This window comes from Burkholderia cepacia, from assembly GCF_029962485.1.
Classification (GTDB): Bacteria; Pseudomonadota; Gammaproteobacteria; order Burkholderiales; family Burkholderiaceae; genus Burkholderia.
In genome coordinates this window covers 575,288-592,613 of sequence record NZ_CP073639.1, presented here as the reverse complement: position 1 = coordinate 592,613, position 17,326 = coordinate 575,288, and the positions used below count along the sequence as shown (strand labels likewise).

The following is a 17,326-nucleotide window of genomic DNA, read 5'->3' as shown; positions in this document are numbered from 1 at the left end:
ACTCGAGCCGCACAGGTGCAACCCTTGCGGCACGTGCGCCGCGCCTGCGGGTATCCGCCGCAGCGTTCCGGCACCGTGAAATCCGGCTAACTCATTCAGACGGGCAGGCAAATTGTCATCCAGCAATCTGATCCGCATTCGCGGAGCACGTCAGCACAACCTCAAGAATCTCGATCTCGACCTGCGCACCGGCGAAATGACGGTCGTCACCGGCCCGTCGGGCTCGGGCAAGTCGAGTCTCGTGTTCGACACACTGTACGCGGAAGGGCAGCGGCGCTACGTCGAGACCTTCAGCGCGTACGCACGCCAGTTCCTCGACCGGATGGACCGCCCGCAGGTCGAGCGCGTCGACGGCGTGCCGCCCGCAATCGCAATCGACCAGACCAACCCGGTGCGCAGTTCGCGTTCGACCGTCGGCACGATGACCGAGCTGAACGATCACCTGAAGCTGCTGTACGCGCGCGCGGCCGAGCTGTTCGACCGCCAGACCGCGCGGCAGGTGCGGCACGACACGCCGGAGACGATCTACGCGGATCTCGTCGCACGCACGCTGGCGGACGATCCGCGCGTCGTCGTCACGTTCCCGGTCGAGCTGCCGGAGGCGGTGTCCGACGAGGAAATCGCGCAGTGGCTGTCCGCGAGCGGGTACACGCGCGTACAGGCGCAGCGCGAAGTCGCGTCGCCCACCGGGCCGCGCAAGGTGCTCGACGTGGTGGCCGACCGCTTCCGCGTGCAGCAGGCCGACAAGGTGCGCGTGGTCGAGGCGATCGAGGCGTCGCTGAAGCGTGGCGGCGGGCGTGTGAACGTGTACGTGCTGGCCGCGGAAGCGGAAAACGCGATTGCCGAGCCGCAGGTGTGGCGCTTCTCCACTGGCTTGCACGATCCCGACAGCGACCTGCGCTACGCGGAGCCGCAGGCGGCGCTGTTCTCGTTCAATTCGGCGTACGGCGCGTGTGAAACCTGCCGCGGCTTCGGCCGCGTGATCGGCGTCGATCTCGGCCTCGTGATTCCGGACGCGCGCAAGACGCTGCGCGGCGGCGCGATCAAGCCGATGCAGACGCCCGCGTGGAAAGAGTGCCAGGACGACCTGATGCGCTATGCGGCGAAGGCCGGGATCCGGCGCGACGTGGCATGGTCCGAGCTGACCGATACCGAACGCGATTGGGTCGTCAACGGTTCGCCGGACTGGAACGGCAAGTGGCAGAGCCAGTGGTACGGCGTGAAGCGCTTCTTCGGCTACCTCGAATCGAAAGCGTACAAGATGCATATCCGCGTGCTGCTGTCGAAATACCGCAGCTACACGCCGTGCGACGTGTGCGGCGGCGCGCGCCTGAAGACGGAATCGCTGCAGTGGCGGCTCGGCTCGAAAGAGAACGCCGACGGCGTGCTCGCGCCGGCCGATCGCTTCATGCCGCGCGGCGTCGACTGGAGCCGCGCGCAGCTCGAAGCGCTGCCGGGCCTGACCGTGCACGACCTGATGCTGCTGCCGATCGAACGCATCCGTCGCTTCTTCGACGGCATCAGCCTGCCGAGCGCGCTGCTCGACGATGCATTGAAACTGCTGCTTGCCGAAGTGCGCACGCGCCTGAAATACCTGTGCGACGTGGGGCTCGGCTACCTGACGCTCGACCGGCAGAGCCGCACGCTGTCGGGTGGCGAGGTACAGCGGATCAACCTGACGACGGCGCTCGGCACGTCGCTGACCAAGACCCTGTTCGTCCTCGATGAACCGAGCATCGGGCTGCATCCGCGCGATCTGACGCGGATCGTCGAGGCGATGCAGCGGCTGCGCGACGCGGGCAATACGCTGGTCGTGGTCGAGCACGATCCGTCGGTGATGCTCGCGGCCGACCGGCTGATCGATATGGGGCCCGGCCCGGGCGAGCGCGGCGGCACGATCGTCTACGACGGCACGCCGTCCGACATCCGTTCGGCGCAAACGCTGACGGGCGAGTATCTCGGCGGCCGCAAGCATGTCGCGCATGCGTCGAACTGGGCACGCCGCGTCGTCGATGCGAATACGCCGCGCATCGTGCTCGAAGGCGCGAGCGAACACAACCTGCGCGACGTGACGGTCGAGATTCCGCTGCAGCGGCTCGTCTGCGTGACGGGTGTATCCGGTTCCGGCAAATCGACGCTGCTGCAGGACGTGCTCTATCCGGCGATGGCGCGGCACCACGGCAAGGCGACCGAGTCGCCGGGCGTGTACCGCAGCCTCGCGGGCGCCGACCAGGTCGGCGACGTCGTGTTCGTCGACCAGTCGCCGATCGGCAAGACCACGCGCTCGAACCCGGCGAGCTACGTCGGCGCATTCGACGAGATCCGCAAGCTGTTCGCGAAGGCGCCGCTCGCGTTGCAGCGCGGCTACAGCGCCGGCACGTTCAGCTTCAACTCGGGCGACGGCCGTTGCCCGACCTGCGGCGGCTCGGGCTTCGAGCACATCGAGATGCAGTTCCTGAGCGACGTTTACCTGCGCTGCCCGGACTGTGACGGCAGCCGCTACCGTGCCGAGATTCTCGAAGTGCGCATCGAGCGCAACGACCGCGCGCTGAACATCGCCGACGTGCTCGACCTGACCGTCAGCGAAGCGGCCGCGTTCTTCGCGACCGACGCCGAGGTGCTGCGCGTGCTGCAGCCGATCGTCGACGTCGGCCTCGAATACGTGAAGCTCGGCCAGCCGGTGCCGACGCTGTCGGGCGGCGAGGCGCAGCGCCTGAAGCTCGCCGGTTTCCTCGCCGAATCCGCGGCGGCGGCCAACGGGCGCCGGGTGGCGACGGAAGAGGCGCGCATCGCGCGGGCGAAGCTGTTCATGTTCGACGAGCCGACCACCGGGCTGCACTTCGACGACATCGCGAAGCTGATGCAGGCGTTCGGCAAGCTGCTCGCGGCCGGCCATTCGCTGATCGTGATCGAGCACAACCTGGACGTGATCCGCGCGGCCGACTGGCTGATCGATCTCGGCCCGGAGGGCGGCGACGGCGGCGGTCTCGTGCTGTGCGCGGGCACGCCCGACGACGTGAAGGCCTGCGCCGAATCGCACACGGGCGTGGCGCTGCTGCAGTACGACCGCGCGATGGATGCCGAAGCGGCGCTCGCCGACGAAGGCAAGCCGCTGCAGGCCGTGCTGAACGCGGCGCGCGAACGCCGTGCGATCGAGGGCGAGGACGTCGTGCGGATCGTCAACGCGCGCGAGCACAACCTGAAGGCGCTCGACGTCGACATCCCGCACGGCAAGTTCAACGTGATCACCGGCGTGTCGGGGTCCGGCAAGTCGACGCTCGCGTTCGACATCCTGTTCCACGAAGGCCAGCGCCGCTACCTCGAATCGCTGAACGCTTACGCACGCTCGATCGTGCAGCCGGCCGGCCGCCCCGAGGTCGATGCGGTGTACGGTATTCCGCCGACCGTCGCGATCGAGCAGCGGCTGTCGCGCGGCGGGCGCAAGAGCACGGTCGCGACCACGTCCGAGGTGTGGCACTTCCTGCGGCTGCTGTACGTGAAGCTCGGCCTGCAGCATTGCATCCACGACGGCACGCCGGTCACGTCGCAATCGGTCGAATCGATCGCCGCGCAGTTGCTGCGCGACCATCGCGGCGAACACGTCGGGCTGCTCGCGCCGCTCGTCGTCAACCGCAAGGGCGTGTACACGGATCTCGCGAAATGGGCGAAGGCGCGCGGCAGCACGCATCTGCGCGTCGACGGCGAGTTCGTGCCGGTCGATCCGTGGCCGAAGCTCGACCGCTTCCGCGAGCATACGATCGAGTTGCCGGTCGCCGATCTCGTCGTGTCGCCGGACAACGAAGCCGAATTGCGGCGCAGGCTCGACGAGACGCTCGAGCTCGGCAAGGGCGTGATGCACCTGCTCGCGCCGCTCGACGGGCTGCATGATGCGATGCAGGGCGACCGGTCGACCGCGCGCGTCGGCTCGATCAAGGTGCTGTCGGTCAAGCGTGCGTGCCCGGTGTGCGGCACGAGCTACCCGGAGCTGGACCCGCGGATGTTCTCGTACAACAGCAAGCATGGCTGGTGCACGACCTGCGTCGGCACCGGCGTCACGCTCACGCGTGAACAGCGCGCCGCGTACGACGACACGGTGCTCGCCGGGGACGATCGCGGCCGCGAGCAGACGCTGCCGTCGGACGAGCAGGAGCCGGAAGGCGTCGGCAACGAGCCGTGCCCGGATTGCAACGGCACGCGGCTGAACCCGTCCGCGCGCGCAGTGACGTTCGACGCGCATCCGATCGTCGAGGTCGCGCAGTGGACGGTGTCGGACACGCGCCGCTGGATCGACGGGCTCGAACTCACCGGGCGCGATGCGCAGATCGCACGCGACATCGTCAGCGAGATCGGCAGCCGCCTCGCGTTTCTCGAGGAAGTCGGGCTCGGTTACCTGAGTCTCGACCGCGCCGCGCCGAGCCTGTCGGGCGGCGAAGCGCAGCGGATCCGGCTCGCCGCGCAGCTCGGCAGCAACCTGCAGGGCGTCTGCTACGTGCTCGACGAGCCGACGATCGGCCTGCATCCGCGCGACAACCAGATCCTGCTCGATGCGCTGCGCAAGCTCGGCGACAAGGGCAACACGCTCGTCGTCGTCGAGCATGACGAGGACACGATTCGCCGCGCCGATCACATCATCGACGTCGGCCCGGGCGCCGGCAAGCGTGGCGGCACGCTGGTTGCGCAGGGCGCGGTCGCCGATCTCGCCGCACAGGCCGATTCGGTCACGGGCCGGCTGCTCGCGCAGCCGATGACACACCCGCTGCAGCCGCGCCGCGGCGTGAGCCTGCCGGGCAAGAAGGGCGGCGCGGCCGTGCCGGAAGCGTGGCTGACGGTGCACGGTGCGCGGCTGCACAACCTGCGTGACGTGACGGTCGGCATTCCGCTCGCGCGGCTCGTCGCGGTGACGGGCGTCAGCGGTTCGGGCAAGTCGACGCTCGCGCGCGACGTGCTGATGACGAACCTGCTCGACGCGGTTGGCCGCTCGGTGCTGTCGTCACCGGCCACGCGGCGCGCGCGCAAGGCTGCGCAGCAGGACGCGCCGGCCACCAACCGCCGTTCGAGCGTGCTCGCACGCAGCGCGCCGCGGCCGTCGCTGAACGTCACGCATGCGTGGCAGGGCTGCGAGTCGCTGAGCGGCTGGGAGCAGATCGATCGCGTGCTCGAAGTCGACCAGACGCCGATCGGCAAGACACCGCGTTCGTGTCCGGCCACCTATATCGGCGTGTGGGACACGATCCGCAAGCTGTTCGCCGATACGCTGGAGGCGCGTGCGCGCGGCTATACGGCGTCGCGGTTCTCGTTCAATACGGGCGACGGGCGTTGCCCCGCGTGCGAAGGGCAAGGCGTGCGCACGATCGGCATGAGCTTCCTGCCCGACGTGAAGGTGCCGTGCGACGTGTGCCACGGGCAGCGCTTCAACCCGGAGACGCTCGCCGTCACGTGGCGCGGCCGGAACATCGGCGACGTGCTGACGATGGAGATCGACGAGGCGGTGGAATTCTTCGCGCCGATCTCGAACATCGCACATCCGCTGCAGCTGATGAAGGATGTCGGGCTCGGCTACCTGACGCTCGGCCAGCCTTCGCCGACGTTGTCCGGCGGCGAGGCGCAGCGCATCAAGCTCGTCACCGAACTCACGAAGGTGCGCGACGACATCACGCGGCGCGGGCAGAAGGCGCCGCATACGCTGTACGTGCTGGACGAACCGACGGTCGGCCTGCACATGGCGGACGTCGCGAAGCTGATCCGCGTGCTGCACCGGCTCGTCGATGCGGGGCATAGTGTCGTCGTGATCGAGCATGACCTCGACGTGATCGCGGAAGCCGACTGGATCATCGATCTCGGGCCGGAAGGCGGCGTGGGCGGCGGCACGATAGTCGCGGCGGCGCCGCCCGAAGCACTCGTGAAGGTGAGCACGAGCCATACGGGGCAGGTGCTGAAGCCGGTGCTGGCGCGTACGGCCAGCGAAGACGTTGAAGCGGAGCAGCAGGGCGCGGCACGGGTCGGCTGAACGCGTTGTATCCGGCGAGCGGCTCCGGTGCCACGAGCGGCATCGGGGCCGCGCCTGTTTCATCATTCAGGTCGCTGCGCTCATTCCCCCTTCACGCCGATCGTCTCGATGATGGTCTCCAGTTGCGGGCTCATCGGCAGGTTGAGACTCAAGCCCGACGGAAGCGGGCGCAGGAACCAGCGCTTGTACTGACGCGCGATCTCGCCGTCGGTGGCCAGTTCCTGGAACGTGCTTTTCACGACCTGAGCGAGCTGCGGATCGTCCTTGCGGAACATGATGCCGTACGGGTCGTAGGACAGGAAGTCGCCCACCACGTCGTACTGGCCGCCCTTGCTCGCATTCTCGGCAATCAGGCCGTACAGCAGTACGTCGTCCGTCGCGAATGCGTCGGCGCCGCCGTTCGCGACGAGCGCGAAGCCCTGCGCATGGTCCGGCACCACCTGTAGCTGGATCCCGAGCCTGAACCGGTCGTTCAGGTCGCGCAGCGCCTTCTCGTTGGTCGTACCGGCCGTCACCGCGACTTTCCTGCCCGCGAGATCGCGGAACGAGCGGATCGGCGCGCCGCGTTTCACCATCACCTTCGTGCCGGCCACGAAGATGACAGGCGAGAACGCCACGCGTTTCTGGCGCTCCAGGTTGCTCGTCGTGGAGCCGCATTCCAGATCGATCTTGCCGCTGACCACCGCGTCGATACGGTTGTCGGACGTGACCGGCACCCAGCGGATCGTCAGGCTCTTGTTGATCGCATCCTCGATCGACGACACGAGCGCCTTGCACAGCTCGATCGAATAGCCGATCGGCTGGTTGCGCGCGTTCAGGTACGAGAACGGGATCGACGTGTCGCGATAGCCGAGCGCGATCGTGCCGCTGCCGCGCACCTTCGCGAGCGTGCCGGTCAGTTGGGCCGGCGCGAACGGCTCGACGCGCGGCAGCGTCGACGGCGCATCTTCCGCGCGCGAGGTCGCGCCCGTGGCGAGCAGGCCCGCGAGCGCGAGCGCACGCCAGAATCGCTGCATCTTCATCGCCGGGCCTCCGTCAGACTTGCGTCGGATGTGCGATTGTCGATTCCTGTTCCGCTTCGATGCGCGCCGCGTTGGCTTCGGCTTCCGCTTCCGACAGGAGCTGGCCTTCCCACTTCGCGACCACCGCGCTCGCGATCGAGTTGCCCACCGCATTGGTGGCCGATCGGCCCATGTCGAGGAACGTGTCGACGCCGAGAATCAGCAGCAGCCCGGCCTCCGGCAGCCCGAACTGGTGCAGCGTGGCCGCGATCACGACGAGCGAGGCGCGCGGCACGCCGGCCATCCCCTTCGACGTGAGCATCAGCACGAGCAGCATCGTGATCTGCGTGCCCAGCGACAGGTGCATGTTGTACGCCTGCGCGATGAATAGCGACGCGAACGTGCAGTACATCATCGACCCGTCGAGGTTGAACGAATAGCCCATCGGCATCACGAAGCTCGAGATCTTGCGCTTCACGCCGAAACGGTCGAGCGCGTCGAGGATCTTCGGGTACGCGGCTTCGGAGCTGGCCGTCGCGAACGACAGCATGAACGCTTCCTTGATCAGCACCAGCAGCTTGAACACCCGCGGCCCGAGGAACACCAGCCCGGCACACACGAGCAAGCCCCAGAGCATGAACAGGCTGACGTAGAAGTCGCCCATGAACACCGCGAACTTCAGCAGTACCGACAGCCCGTTGACCGCGACGGTGGCGGCCATCGCGGCCATCACCGCGAGCGGCGCGAGCTTCATCACATAGCCGGTGATCTTGAGCATCACGTGCGACAACTGGTCGATCGCGGCGATGAGGACCTTGCCGCGATCGCCGAGCGCGGCGAGCGCGACGCCGAAGAACATCGAGAACACGACGATCTGCAGGATTTCGTTATTGCTCATCGCCTCGGCGAACGACCTCGGCACCATGTGGCCGACGAAATCCTTCAGCGTGAACTTGGACGTCGCGAGGTTCGCGGATGCGCCGATGTCCGGCAGCGGCAAGCCGAGATTGTCGCCGGGTCGCAGAAGGTTCGCCATCAGCAGCCCGAGCAGCAGCGAGACCAGCGACGCGGTGATGAACCAGGAAATCGATTTCGCGAACACGCGCCCGACCGAGGCCGCGTCGCCCATGTGCGCGATGCCGACGACCAGCGTGGAGAAGACGAGCGGCCCGATCACCATCTTGATCAGGCGCAGGAACACGTCGGAGACGAGCGAGATGTATCCGGCGACTTCGGCGGCGGCCTTCTTGTCCGGAAAGCTCGTGAAGACCATGTAGCCGATCGCGATGCCTGCCACCATCGCGATCAGGATCCAGACGGCTGCAGCATTCTTTTTTCGCATCGTAAGCCTCCCATGCAGCGGTTTCGCAATCGGGAATGGGAGGACGATACAGGACCAGAATGGCGATGAACAGTGCAACCGGGTTCGGGTTTGCGCTAGCGCCGGGTCACGCTGATCGTGGCGACGGCGCCGGTGGCGCTTCGTGCATGATTCGTGCCCGAAGCCGGCGCAACCCGATACCGTTTTGTGCGGAGCAGCACACTGGCTGTTCGACGTTCGCGACGTCGCGATTACCGACGCGCTCGCGGCGCAGCGCTGATCGGCGAGACGGCCCCGATCATCCGGGCCGTCTCGCATCCAGCGCGGTTGTCGATCAGCCTGCCGGCGCGACGGATGCACCCGTGATGCCGTGCCGACGCAGCGAATCGGCGACGAAACCCGACGCCTTCATGTCCTCGACGAATTCGTTCAACACCGCTGCGGCTGCTTCGCCGCGGCTCTTCGGCACGCCCATCGCCTGCCGGATCACCATGAAGCGCTCGTCGAGCAGGCGCAGGCCGGTCGTTTTCGCGGCGTCGGCTTCGAGTTGCTGCTTCACGCCGGCGGCGACTTCCAGCGTCTGTTCGAGAAACGTCGGCACGACGGCCGGCGACGTCGGCGCGCGCACGATCTGCGCGGCTTTCAGTTCGCGGGTGAGGAACAGGTCGTACGCGCTGCCCTTGCCGACGACCACACGGTTGTGCGGCTGATCGACGTCGTCGTTGGTGCGGATCGGCGAAGCGTCGGGCACGAGATAGAAGCCTTCGATCAGTACGTACGGTGCGGTGAACGCGACCGTTTCGCCGCGCAGCGGATCGACCGCGAAGAAACCGAAATCGGCGCGTTCCTCGGTCAGCGCCTGTACCGATTTGCCGGCGGCGTCGAATACGACGAGTTCGAGCTCGGCCGACAGGCGCTCGGCGAATGCGCGCGCGAGATCGATCGATACGCCGAACGGTTCGCCGCTCGCCGGATCGCGGTTCGCAAGGATCGGGTTGCCGAGGTTGATCGACGCGCGGAGCTTGCCGGTGGGGGTGAAGGCGGAGCGGACGGAAGGGGCGATGGGCATGATCAGGTTCGTGGGAGGCGTAGGGGCGGCAGGGTGATCGTGGACACGCAACGGCGTGTCGATGTCGAGCTTATCACCAGGACGTCGGCGGGCGCCAAAGTGCCGCCGCCAGCGAACGTGACGATCATGCTTGACGGAGCACTCGAACCTGCTTTCAGCGGCCTGACGATCAGCAATGCGAACGGTAAGCCGGTGACCCGAGAAATGGCCACCGTTGCACCCAACGACACGCGCAGGATCAGCATTTCACTGCCCGCATCGGCACCGGGCACAGGTCGATTACGCGTTCAAGGTGAGGGGGACGCGAATCGATGTTGCATTTCAGTATCATTTTCATCAGGTCGCCACGTTTCGCGTCGTGCGTAAACGTTCGTAACGCGATGCCCGCGACCCGCACCGTAGCGACGACACATCGGCATCGATGTGCGGCGCCCGTTCGTCACAGCGCATGACGGTCGCTTCAACGCGCGCCGCGGCGCCACGTTCCCGCTCCCCGAGTATCGATGTTGTTACATTTTTCATCGATTTCGCGTCTCGACACGACCGGGTTGCGTCGTGCCTCCCCGACACGACCAATGCGCAACCGGCATGGCACGTCGCAAGCTTGTTTCGACACACTGCCAGCGGCGGGTTCGACGCGCATTCAGCATTGACTGATCTCTCGGCGTTTCCAGACGAAATCGCTGACCGCAACGCGTCGCCCGCGTCGCAGGCGTGCATTTCGGGGCAGGGCGTTTATTTGGCAGATTGAAAGTCACAGTCGTTCACCCCGACGGGAGAGCACCATGTTGGTCAAGTCATTTCGGTTCTTCAGGGCGTGCCTGGTCCTGCTTTCGCTATGTTTCGCGATCTTCCCCGGACGGGCCAACGCGGTTTCCAACCAGTTGCTGTTGCTGCTGCCGGACAACATCACGCTGCCCGACCCGCGCGTGTCGGCGTGGCTCGATGCCGCCTCCGAGGAGGGTCTGCAGATCACGACCATGCAGGACAGCCAGTTCGAACAGGCGGGCACGACGCTCCAGCAGTATCAAGGCCTCATCCTGCCCGATCAGGTTCATACCGCCGCGGACGACGCACTCGTGACGGCGATCCAGAACTACGCGCTCGGCGGCGGGAAAGTGATGCTGGTCTACGATTTCGGCGCGCTCACGTCGACCGGCTTCTATCCCATTCCGCAGTCGCGATTCAGTTCGATGGCAGGCGTCAACTATGTCCTGTACAACTCGCTCGGCGGCAACATGATCGGGCTCGGCCCCGTGACCGGGATGGGCAGCACGCTGCGGACGCTACAGATTCCTCCCGGCAAGTCGATGGCGTGGTCGACCACCGGCACCACGACAGCCGCCACCGTGAACTCGGCGGCCGTGTCGGTATCCGCGACGCCCAGCCAGGCCCTGTATCTGCAGGCCAGCCCGTCCAATCCGGGCGGATTGACCGGCTACAACCACAGCGCGTACTTCAACTACAAGACGGAGAACGGACTGGCGTCGAACATCAGCCTGGATCTCGGCCACGTTTCCAAGGGTTCGATGGTCAATGCGGGGAAGTACACGGCCACATCGACCAACAACTCCGCGAAGAACCCGAAGGGCGCAACAACGACAGCGGCGGCAGCGACGACAGCGGCGGCCACGACGACCGACGTGCTCGAAGGCATTTCGGGCTACGTGTACGGCTACCTCACGTATCCGAGCTACGTCACGCAGGGCACGTATAGCGGCACGACGCTGCTGACCTCGCCGAACTTCGGCCTCGTCGCCGGTTACAACCCCTATGGCAGCGGCGGCGTGCTGTTCGTGAACATGCCGCTCGGTTACCTCGAAGGGCAAACCGACGGCATGCCGTTGCACGGCTTCCTGCATTACTTCACGACGAACATCCTGTCGATGCCGCATCTGTCGCTCGAGCCGAGGGCGCAGCCGGGCATGGTGCTCAACTGGCACTTCTGCGCGGAAGAGATGATCCAGCCGGCGCAGTATCTGAAGTCGATCGGTGTCTGGAACAACGGGCCGTTTTCCATCGTCGTGACGGCCGGCCCGGACGATGCGGCGATTGGCGACGGTCTCGGCATCAACCTGGCCAACAACACGCAAGCCAAGCAAATGATGCAGTACCTGATGAGCAAGGGAGACAACATCGGCAGCCATGGCGGCTGGGACCACGACTACTGGGGCGCCAACGCCAGCGAGACCGACCAGAGCACGTTCCAGCAGTACCTCGTGCTGAATCATCAGTCCGTGCAGACGGCGACCGGCAAGCCGGATGTCGAATGGGCCGCCCCCGAGGGCAATACGCCGACCTGGGCCGTCACCTGGCTCGAAAGCAACGGTTATTCGGGCTACTACTTCACGGGCCACACCGGCATGGCGCAAACACGCGCCTATCGTAACGGCGCGCTGTTGAACCCGGGCATCTGGGCGTTCCCCGTGATGCCGTTCGGGAAGTACGCGACGTTCGAGGAGTTCCAGGAGTTTGGCGTGTCGACCACGGACGTCACGAACTGGTACGAAGCGCTGATGAACTTCGTCGTCGCCAACCGGACGACCCGGCTCATCTACATGCACCCGCTGGGCGCATCATGGTATCCCGGCGTGCTCTCGACCATCTTCAGCTATGCCAACAGCCTGATTTCGTCGGGTCAGTACAAGTGGTACACGATGGATCAGCTGACGCAGTTCGACAGAAAGCGCTTGCTCGTGACATGGAGCGCGACGGACACGGGCAGCAGCTGGACGTTCTCCGCGTCCCAGCCGACGAGCCTGCAAGACGTGACCTGGCTGCTGCCCAAGAGTGCGTTCAAGCAGCCGGCCGTGACGGGCGGATCCGCCACCGTCGTGACGACCGATGCGACGAATTGGCTGGTGATTGCAGGCGCCGGAACAACCCTGACGTTCACCAGCGCGAAGATGTAAACCCACGATAACGACGCGGTATAGGTACGGAGACGCGCCGATCGCCCGATCGGCGCGTCTCCGCCCGGGGGAAGGCAACATGAAACGACGTACGTTGCGGCGCGCGACATGCGTTGCCGCCGGTCTGGTTCAGGCTCACGTCGATGAGCCGTAACCGAGCTTTGCCCAAATGGGCGCCGGCGTTGCACGGTGGCGGTTCATCGCGACCGATGCCGGTGTGCGCACGCTCGGGCAATCACGGCGATCACCCGAGGCGGCCAGCGATCGCGTCTGCCGCCGGCTTGCCCGCGATTCTGGCATGCGCACTGGGGCGAACCGCGTTGCTGCTCTGGTTGACGATTGCGCTGGCAGTCGTCGCGGCGACGCGCGCCGCAGCCTCACCCGCCGGCGACCCCGGCGAAGCCATCTATCGCGATGGCGTCCTCGTTTCGGGCGCTCCGCTGCAAGCGTTGCGGGAGGGCGGCCCGCGCATGGAAGGCGCGGCAGCCGCCTGCATGAATTGCCATCGACCCAGCGGGCTCGGCGCCAAGTCCGGACTCACGACGATCCCGCCGATCGCCGCAACGTATTTGTTCCAGGACAGCACGCTCATCGGCGAGAAACCCGGCATACCCTATGTCGAGAGCATGCGAAGCGATCGGGCGGCCTATTCCGATGAAACCCTCGCTCGTGCGATCCGAAGCGGAATCGACGCGCAGGGCAGGCCTCTGAGTTACCTGATGCCGCGCTTCGTGATGACCGACGACGACATGGCTGCGTTGATCCGCTACCTGAAGCGTCTCGATCCGGTTCCCGCGCCTGGCGTTACCGACACCACCCTGCATTTTGCGACGATCGTCACGCCGGACGCCGATCCCGTGAAGCGCCGCGGGATGCTCGACGTCCTGCGGCACTATTTCGTCGACAAGAACGCGCTGCCGACGAGCGCGATACCGCAGAGCGCGGCGCGGACGGACGTCGCCACGACGTCGCGCCATTGGCAACTGCACGTCTGGGAGCTGAACGGGGCGGCGTCGACATGGGAAGCGCAACTCGAGCGCCGCGCGGCCGCCGAACCGGTGTTCGCGGTGATATCCGGAATGGGCCGGCGCAACTGGTCGCCCGTTCGGGCGTTCTGCGAGCACGAACGGATTCCGTGCCTGTTTCCGAATGTCGAGGTGCCCGACGTCCGCGATGGCGACTTCTATTCGATCTATTTCTCGAGTGGCGTGCTGCTCGAAGCCGCGCTGATCGCCAGGGAAATCCTCGGCGACGATCGTGCACCGGCCCCGCGCGTGATCTACGAACTGTATCGGGCCGGCGACAGCGGCGAACCGGGCGCACAAGCGCTCGCGACGGCGCTGCGCGCGCACGGGCTCGACGTCTCGCGCCGCGCGCTGATGCCGGGCGAGCGCATCGAGAAAGCCATGACCGGCATTTCCGGCGCGGATGCGCTCGTGCTGTGGCTGCGTCCCGCCGATATCGCATCGCTGCGCGGCGACGCGCCCGCCCGGACGGTCTACCTGTCCGGACTGATGGGCGGTCTCGATCGCACGCCGCTGCCCGAGCGCTGGCGCGCAGTCACGCACATCGCGTATCCGTTCGATCTGCCCGATCGCGTGCGGCGCCGCGTCGACTACATGCTCGACTGGGCCGCGGCCCGGCACGTCGCGATCGTCGACCAGCAGGTGCAGGCGGACACGTTCCTCGCCTGCGTGCTGCTCGAAGAGGCGCTGGGACACGTCACGGGCACCTACGTGCGCGACTATCTCGTCGAGCGGATCGAGGATACGCTCGAGCAACGCGTGATCACCGGCAACTATCCGCGCCTGACGCTCGCACCGGGGCAGCGGCTCGCATCGAAAGGCGGCTACATGGTCCACTTTGCCGACGCGAGCGGCACGCGCATCGTCGCCGATGGCGCATGGATCGTTCCCTAGACGCCGTCGCCGCCCTTGCCGCGGCGGTGTTTCCGCACGGCAGTCGGGCGACGCGGCGCGCAAAACGAGGAGACTGAAATGAACACGTTCCCGAAGTTTTTCATGCTGACGCACCTCCTGATCGGGTGTGCGCTGCTCACCGGGCAGGCCGCGCAAGCGCAGGAGTCGATGGATGAGCATGCTCACCATCACATGATGATGTCCGGGATGAAAACGATGATGCCCGCGATGAAGACGTCGACCGTCACCTACACGGTACCGGCCGTCACGCTCGTGCGCGACGATGGCAAGACCGTCGCGCTGAAGGATGAGCTTGACGACGGCCGCCCGGTCGTATTGACCTTCATCTACACCACGTGCACGTCGATCTGCCCGGTCATCAGCCAGACGCTGTCGCAGCTTCAACAAGCGCTCGGTGCCGATCGCGACAAGGTTCATATCGTGTCGATCTCGATCGATCCGGAAAACGACACGCCCGCACGCCTGCATGCTTATGCGACGAAGTTCGGTGCAGGGCCGGAGTGGCAGCATTACACGGGCACGATGGCCGCGAGCGTCACCACGCAGAAAGCCTTCAACGTCTACCGGCAGGACAAGATGGACCACAACCCGGTCATGTTCCTGCGCGCCGCGCCGGGACAATCCTGGCTTCGAGTCGACGGATTCGCGACGACCGACGATCTGCTGCATATGTACCATTCGCTCGTGGCGTCCAATTGAGCGTGTCGACGAATGGCGAACCTGTGCCGGCCATGAAAGAGCATCACATTGCAGTGTGATTCCACGTATGTTCTGTATTGGTCCGGCGTCGCAGCCGGTCTCGGCTAGAATGCTGGCGCTCACCTATCCTCGACATCATGATTGATCGCCCCCGCAATCGAATGACCGCATGGCTTGGCCTGTTCGCCATGTGGCTCATCATATTTGCACCGATCGTCAGTCAGGGCCTGATCGCCCAGGAGCGGAATTCCCCATTCGCACCGATCTGCTCGGCGGAAAGTCAGCCTGACGCAGGTAATCATGTGCTCGCGATCCACCTCGATTCGTGCGGGTACTGCGATCTGCTCGCGCATCATGTGCCGGCGCCATCGTTGGCGCTGCCGCCGCTGCAAGCGGTTGCACGATACGCGATCGAGCTGCCTCCCGCTTCGCTCGAATTCGTCTTTCGCGATGTCCGGCGGGCAGCACGCCCGCGGGATTCGCCATTCCTCGCCTGAAGCAGCCTTCTCGGCCAAGCAACGAGATTCCGCGGAAACGCGCGGGACTCGAATGGCTGTAGATCTCTGATCGGGACATTTCGTATGCGCTTCCGCGATGCTGCGGAATGCTCGCGTGTGCGCATATGACAAGAGAGAATGACATGCGAATCGAATCGAACAGAATGACCGACGTTGCGCTCGCCGCGCTCGTCGGCCTGATTGGCCTGACCCTGCCGGTTGCCGCCAGTGCGTGCGCGACGTGCGGTTGCTCGTTGAGTACGGATGCCGCAATGGGCTATTCGGCGATGCCGGGCTGGCGAATCAGCCTGGATTACACCTTTCTTCCGCAGAATCAGCTGCGCAATGGAACGAGCGCGGTATCGGGTAGCGTGCCGGCCGCGATCAATGCTGCCGGTGGCAGCCAGGAGGTCGAGCATCAGACGATCAACCGCTACTGGAACCTCGGCATCAACTACAGCCCGAATCCCATGTGGAGCTTCGGCGCAATCGTTCCATTCATCGATCGTGGCCACTCGACCTACGGCAACGCCACGCCGGATCAGCTTACGCCGGACAACCTGAGCGGCGTCACGAGCAAGGGGCTGGGCGACATTAAACTGATCGCAAGCTATCAGGGCTTCCTGCCGACTCACAATCTCGGCGTGCAGCTCGGTGTCAAGCTGCCTACGGGAAAATACGGTGGCCAGAACGTGCTGACGGGCGCCACCGTCGGTCGCAGCCCGGTGTTCTTTTCGTCGGGCCCGAACAGCGCCAACGGCCAGACGCTCGATACCAGCCTGCAGCCCGGCACCGGCAGCACGGATCTGATCGTCGGCGCTTATTACTACCAGCCAGTCAGCCAGGACTTCGATGCGTTCATCAACGGTCAATTCCAGTCGGCCGTGATCGAGAACCTCCGTGGCATCGGCGAGGACTACCGACCGGGCAATGTGGCGACGATCAGCGTTGGCCTGCGTTACGAAGCGAATCCGAGAATCGTCCCGCAACTGCAAATCAACGTGACGCGCAAAAGCTCGGATCAGGGGGCGCTTGCCGACACCGCCAATACCGCGGGCACGGTCGTCTACCTGTCGCCCGGTGTGACGGTCAACGTCGTGAAGAACTTGAACGTGTACGCGTTTGTACAGAAATCGCTATACAGCCGGCTCAGCGGCTACCAGCTGTTTCCGCGCTGGTCGGGCACGGTGGGGGCGAGCTATGCGTTCTGACGACGATGCTTCGCGTGGCGCGAGACCGGCAAGATCGCGGCGCGACTGGCTGCGAACGACTGCGGGATTGGCGCTCGGCGCCGGTATCGGCGGATGGCTGCAGCCCGCACGGGCCAGCAGTCTGGCCGTTGGTCATCCCGCACCCGGCATCGTGCTGCATACGCTCGACGGGAAAAGTATCGCCAGCGACGACTTGCGCGGGAGCGTCGTGATCCTGACGTTCTGGGCGACGTGGTGCGAACCGTGCCGGACCGAGTTGCCGTTGCTGTCCGCTTATGCCGCGCGCTACGCGCCGCAGGGATTGCACGTGCTCGGTTTCAGTCTGGACGGGGCGGAAAATATCCCGGATGTCCAGCATGTGGCGGCCGGCCTGAGTTTTCCGGTGGGTCTTCTGGGAAGTGCGTACGCCGGTGACTACGGCCGGATCTGGCGTATTCCGGTCAATTTCACGATCGACCGAAACGGGATTCTCGTCGACAACGGCTGGGATGACCGGAAGCCGGCATGGACCGCTGAACGCTTCGAGCGAATCGTGATGCCGCTCTTGAGTCGCTAAGCCGGCGTACTTTCCGCAAAGCCGTTACCCGCTCCTCGGGAGGAGCGGGTGCCCGACCTCCAACCCTCGACACATCGGGGCGTCTTGCCACGCTCCGTTCAGCCTGCATGGCC

Annotated in this window: 10 protein-coding genes; 7 read left to right on the top strand and 3 right to left on the bottom strand. The window is 65.6% G+C overall.

Annotated features, from left to right (window positions below; genetic code table 11):
- The first annotated feature begins 112 nt into the window (after nt 1-112).
- The gene (gene uvrA, locus KEC55_RS33700) at nt 113-6,007 is read left to right on the top strand and encodes an excinuclease ABC subunit UvrA (RefSeq protein WP_282511781.1); all 5,895 of its coding nucleotides are present in this window, start codon (nt 113-115) and stop codon (nt 6,005-6,007) included.
- An 80-nt stretch (nt 6,008-6,087) separates the two neighbouring features.
- Here uvrA and KEC55_RS33695 read toward each other — a convergent pair whose 3' ends face one another.
- The 3 genes from KEC55_RS33695 to KEC55_RS33685 form a co-directional block, all read right to left on the bottom strand.
- The gene (locus tag KEC55_RS33695) at nt 6,088-7,029 is read right to left on the bottom strand and encodes an amino acid ABC transporter substrate-binding protein (RefSeq protein ID WP_282511779.1); all 942 of its coding nucleotides are present in this window, start codon (nt 7,027-7,029) and stop codon (nt 6,088-6,090) included.
- Nucleotides 7,030-7,042: 13 nt separating this feature from the next.
- The gene (locus KEC55_RS33690; RefSeq protein WP_282511777.1) at nt 7,043-8,350 is read right to left on the bottom strand and encodes a dicarboxylate/amino acid:cation symporter; all 1,308 of its coding nucleotides are present in this window, start codon (nt 8,348-8,350) and stop codon (nt 7,043-7,045) included.
- Nucleotides 8,351-8,663: 313 nt separating this feature from the next.
- Nucleotides 8,664-9,398 (bottom strand): ABC transporter substrate-binding protein, encoded by a 735-nt coding sequence (locus KEC55_RS33685; protein WP_282511775.1) that lies wholly within the window; start codon nt 9,396-9,398, stop codon nt 8,664-8,666.
- Between the two features lie 785 nt (nt 9,399-10,183).
- On the opposite strand from KEC55_RS33685, the gene KEC55_RS33680 reads away from it, so the two are divergent.
- The 6 genes from KEC55_RS33680 (at nt 10,184) to KEC55_RS33655 (ending at nt 17,213) form a co-directional block, all read left to right on the top strand.
- Entirely contained in the window at nt 10,184-12,310 is a 2,127-nt protein-coding gene (locus tag KEC55_RS33680) for a hypothetical protein (RefSeq protein ID WP_282511773.1), read from the top strand.
- Nucleotides 12,311-12,648: 338 nt separating this feature from the next.
- Entirely contained in the window at nt 12,649-14,229 is a 1,581-nt protein-coding gene (locus tag KEC55_RS33675) for a cytochrome c/ABC transporter substrate-binding protein (protein ID WP_432626332.1), read from the top strand.
- 78 nt (nt 14,230-14,307) lie between these two features.
- Complete coding sequence (locus KEC55_RS33670; protein WP_432626326.1) at nt 14,308-14,949, top strand: SCO family protein; 642 nt, start codon at nt 14,308-14,310, stop codon at nt 14,947-14,949.
- Nucleotides 14,950-15,110: 161 nt separating this feature from the next.
- Entirely contained in the window at nt 15,111-15,446 is a 336-nt protein-coding gene (locus tag KEC55_RS33665) for a DUF2946 domain-containing protein (protein ID WP_282511769.1), read from the top strand.
- A gap of 143 nt (nt 15,447-15,589) precedes the next feature.
- Nucleotides 15,590-16,657: a transporter gene (locus tag KEC55_RS33660; protein ID WP_432626325.1), complete on the top strand. Its 1,068-nt coding sequence runs from the start codon at nt 15,590-15,592 to the stop codon at nt 16,655-16,657.
- Nucleotides 16,647-17,213: a peroxiredoxin family protein gene (locus KEC55_RS33655; protein WP_282511768.1), complete on the top strand. Its 567-nt coding sequence runs from the start codon at nt 16,647-16,649 to the stop codon at nt 17,211-17,213. Before KEC55_RS33660 ends, KEC55_RS33655 begins: the two co-directional genes overlap by 11 nt.
- Nucleotides 17,214-17,326: the final 113 nt, after the last annotated feature.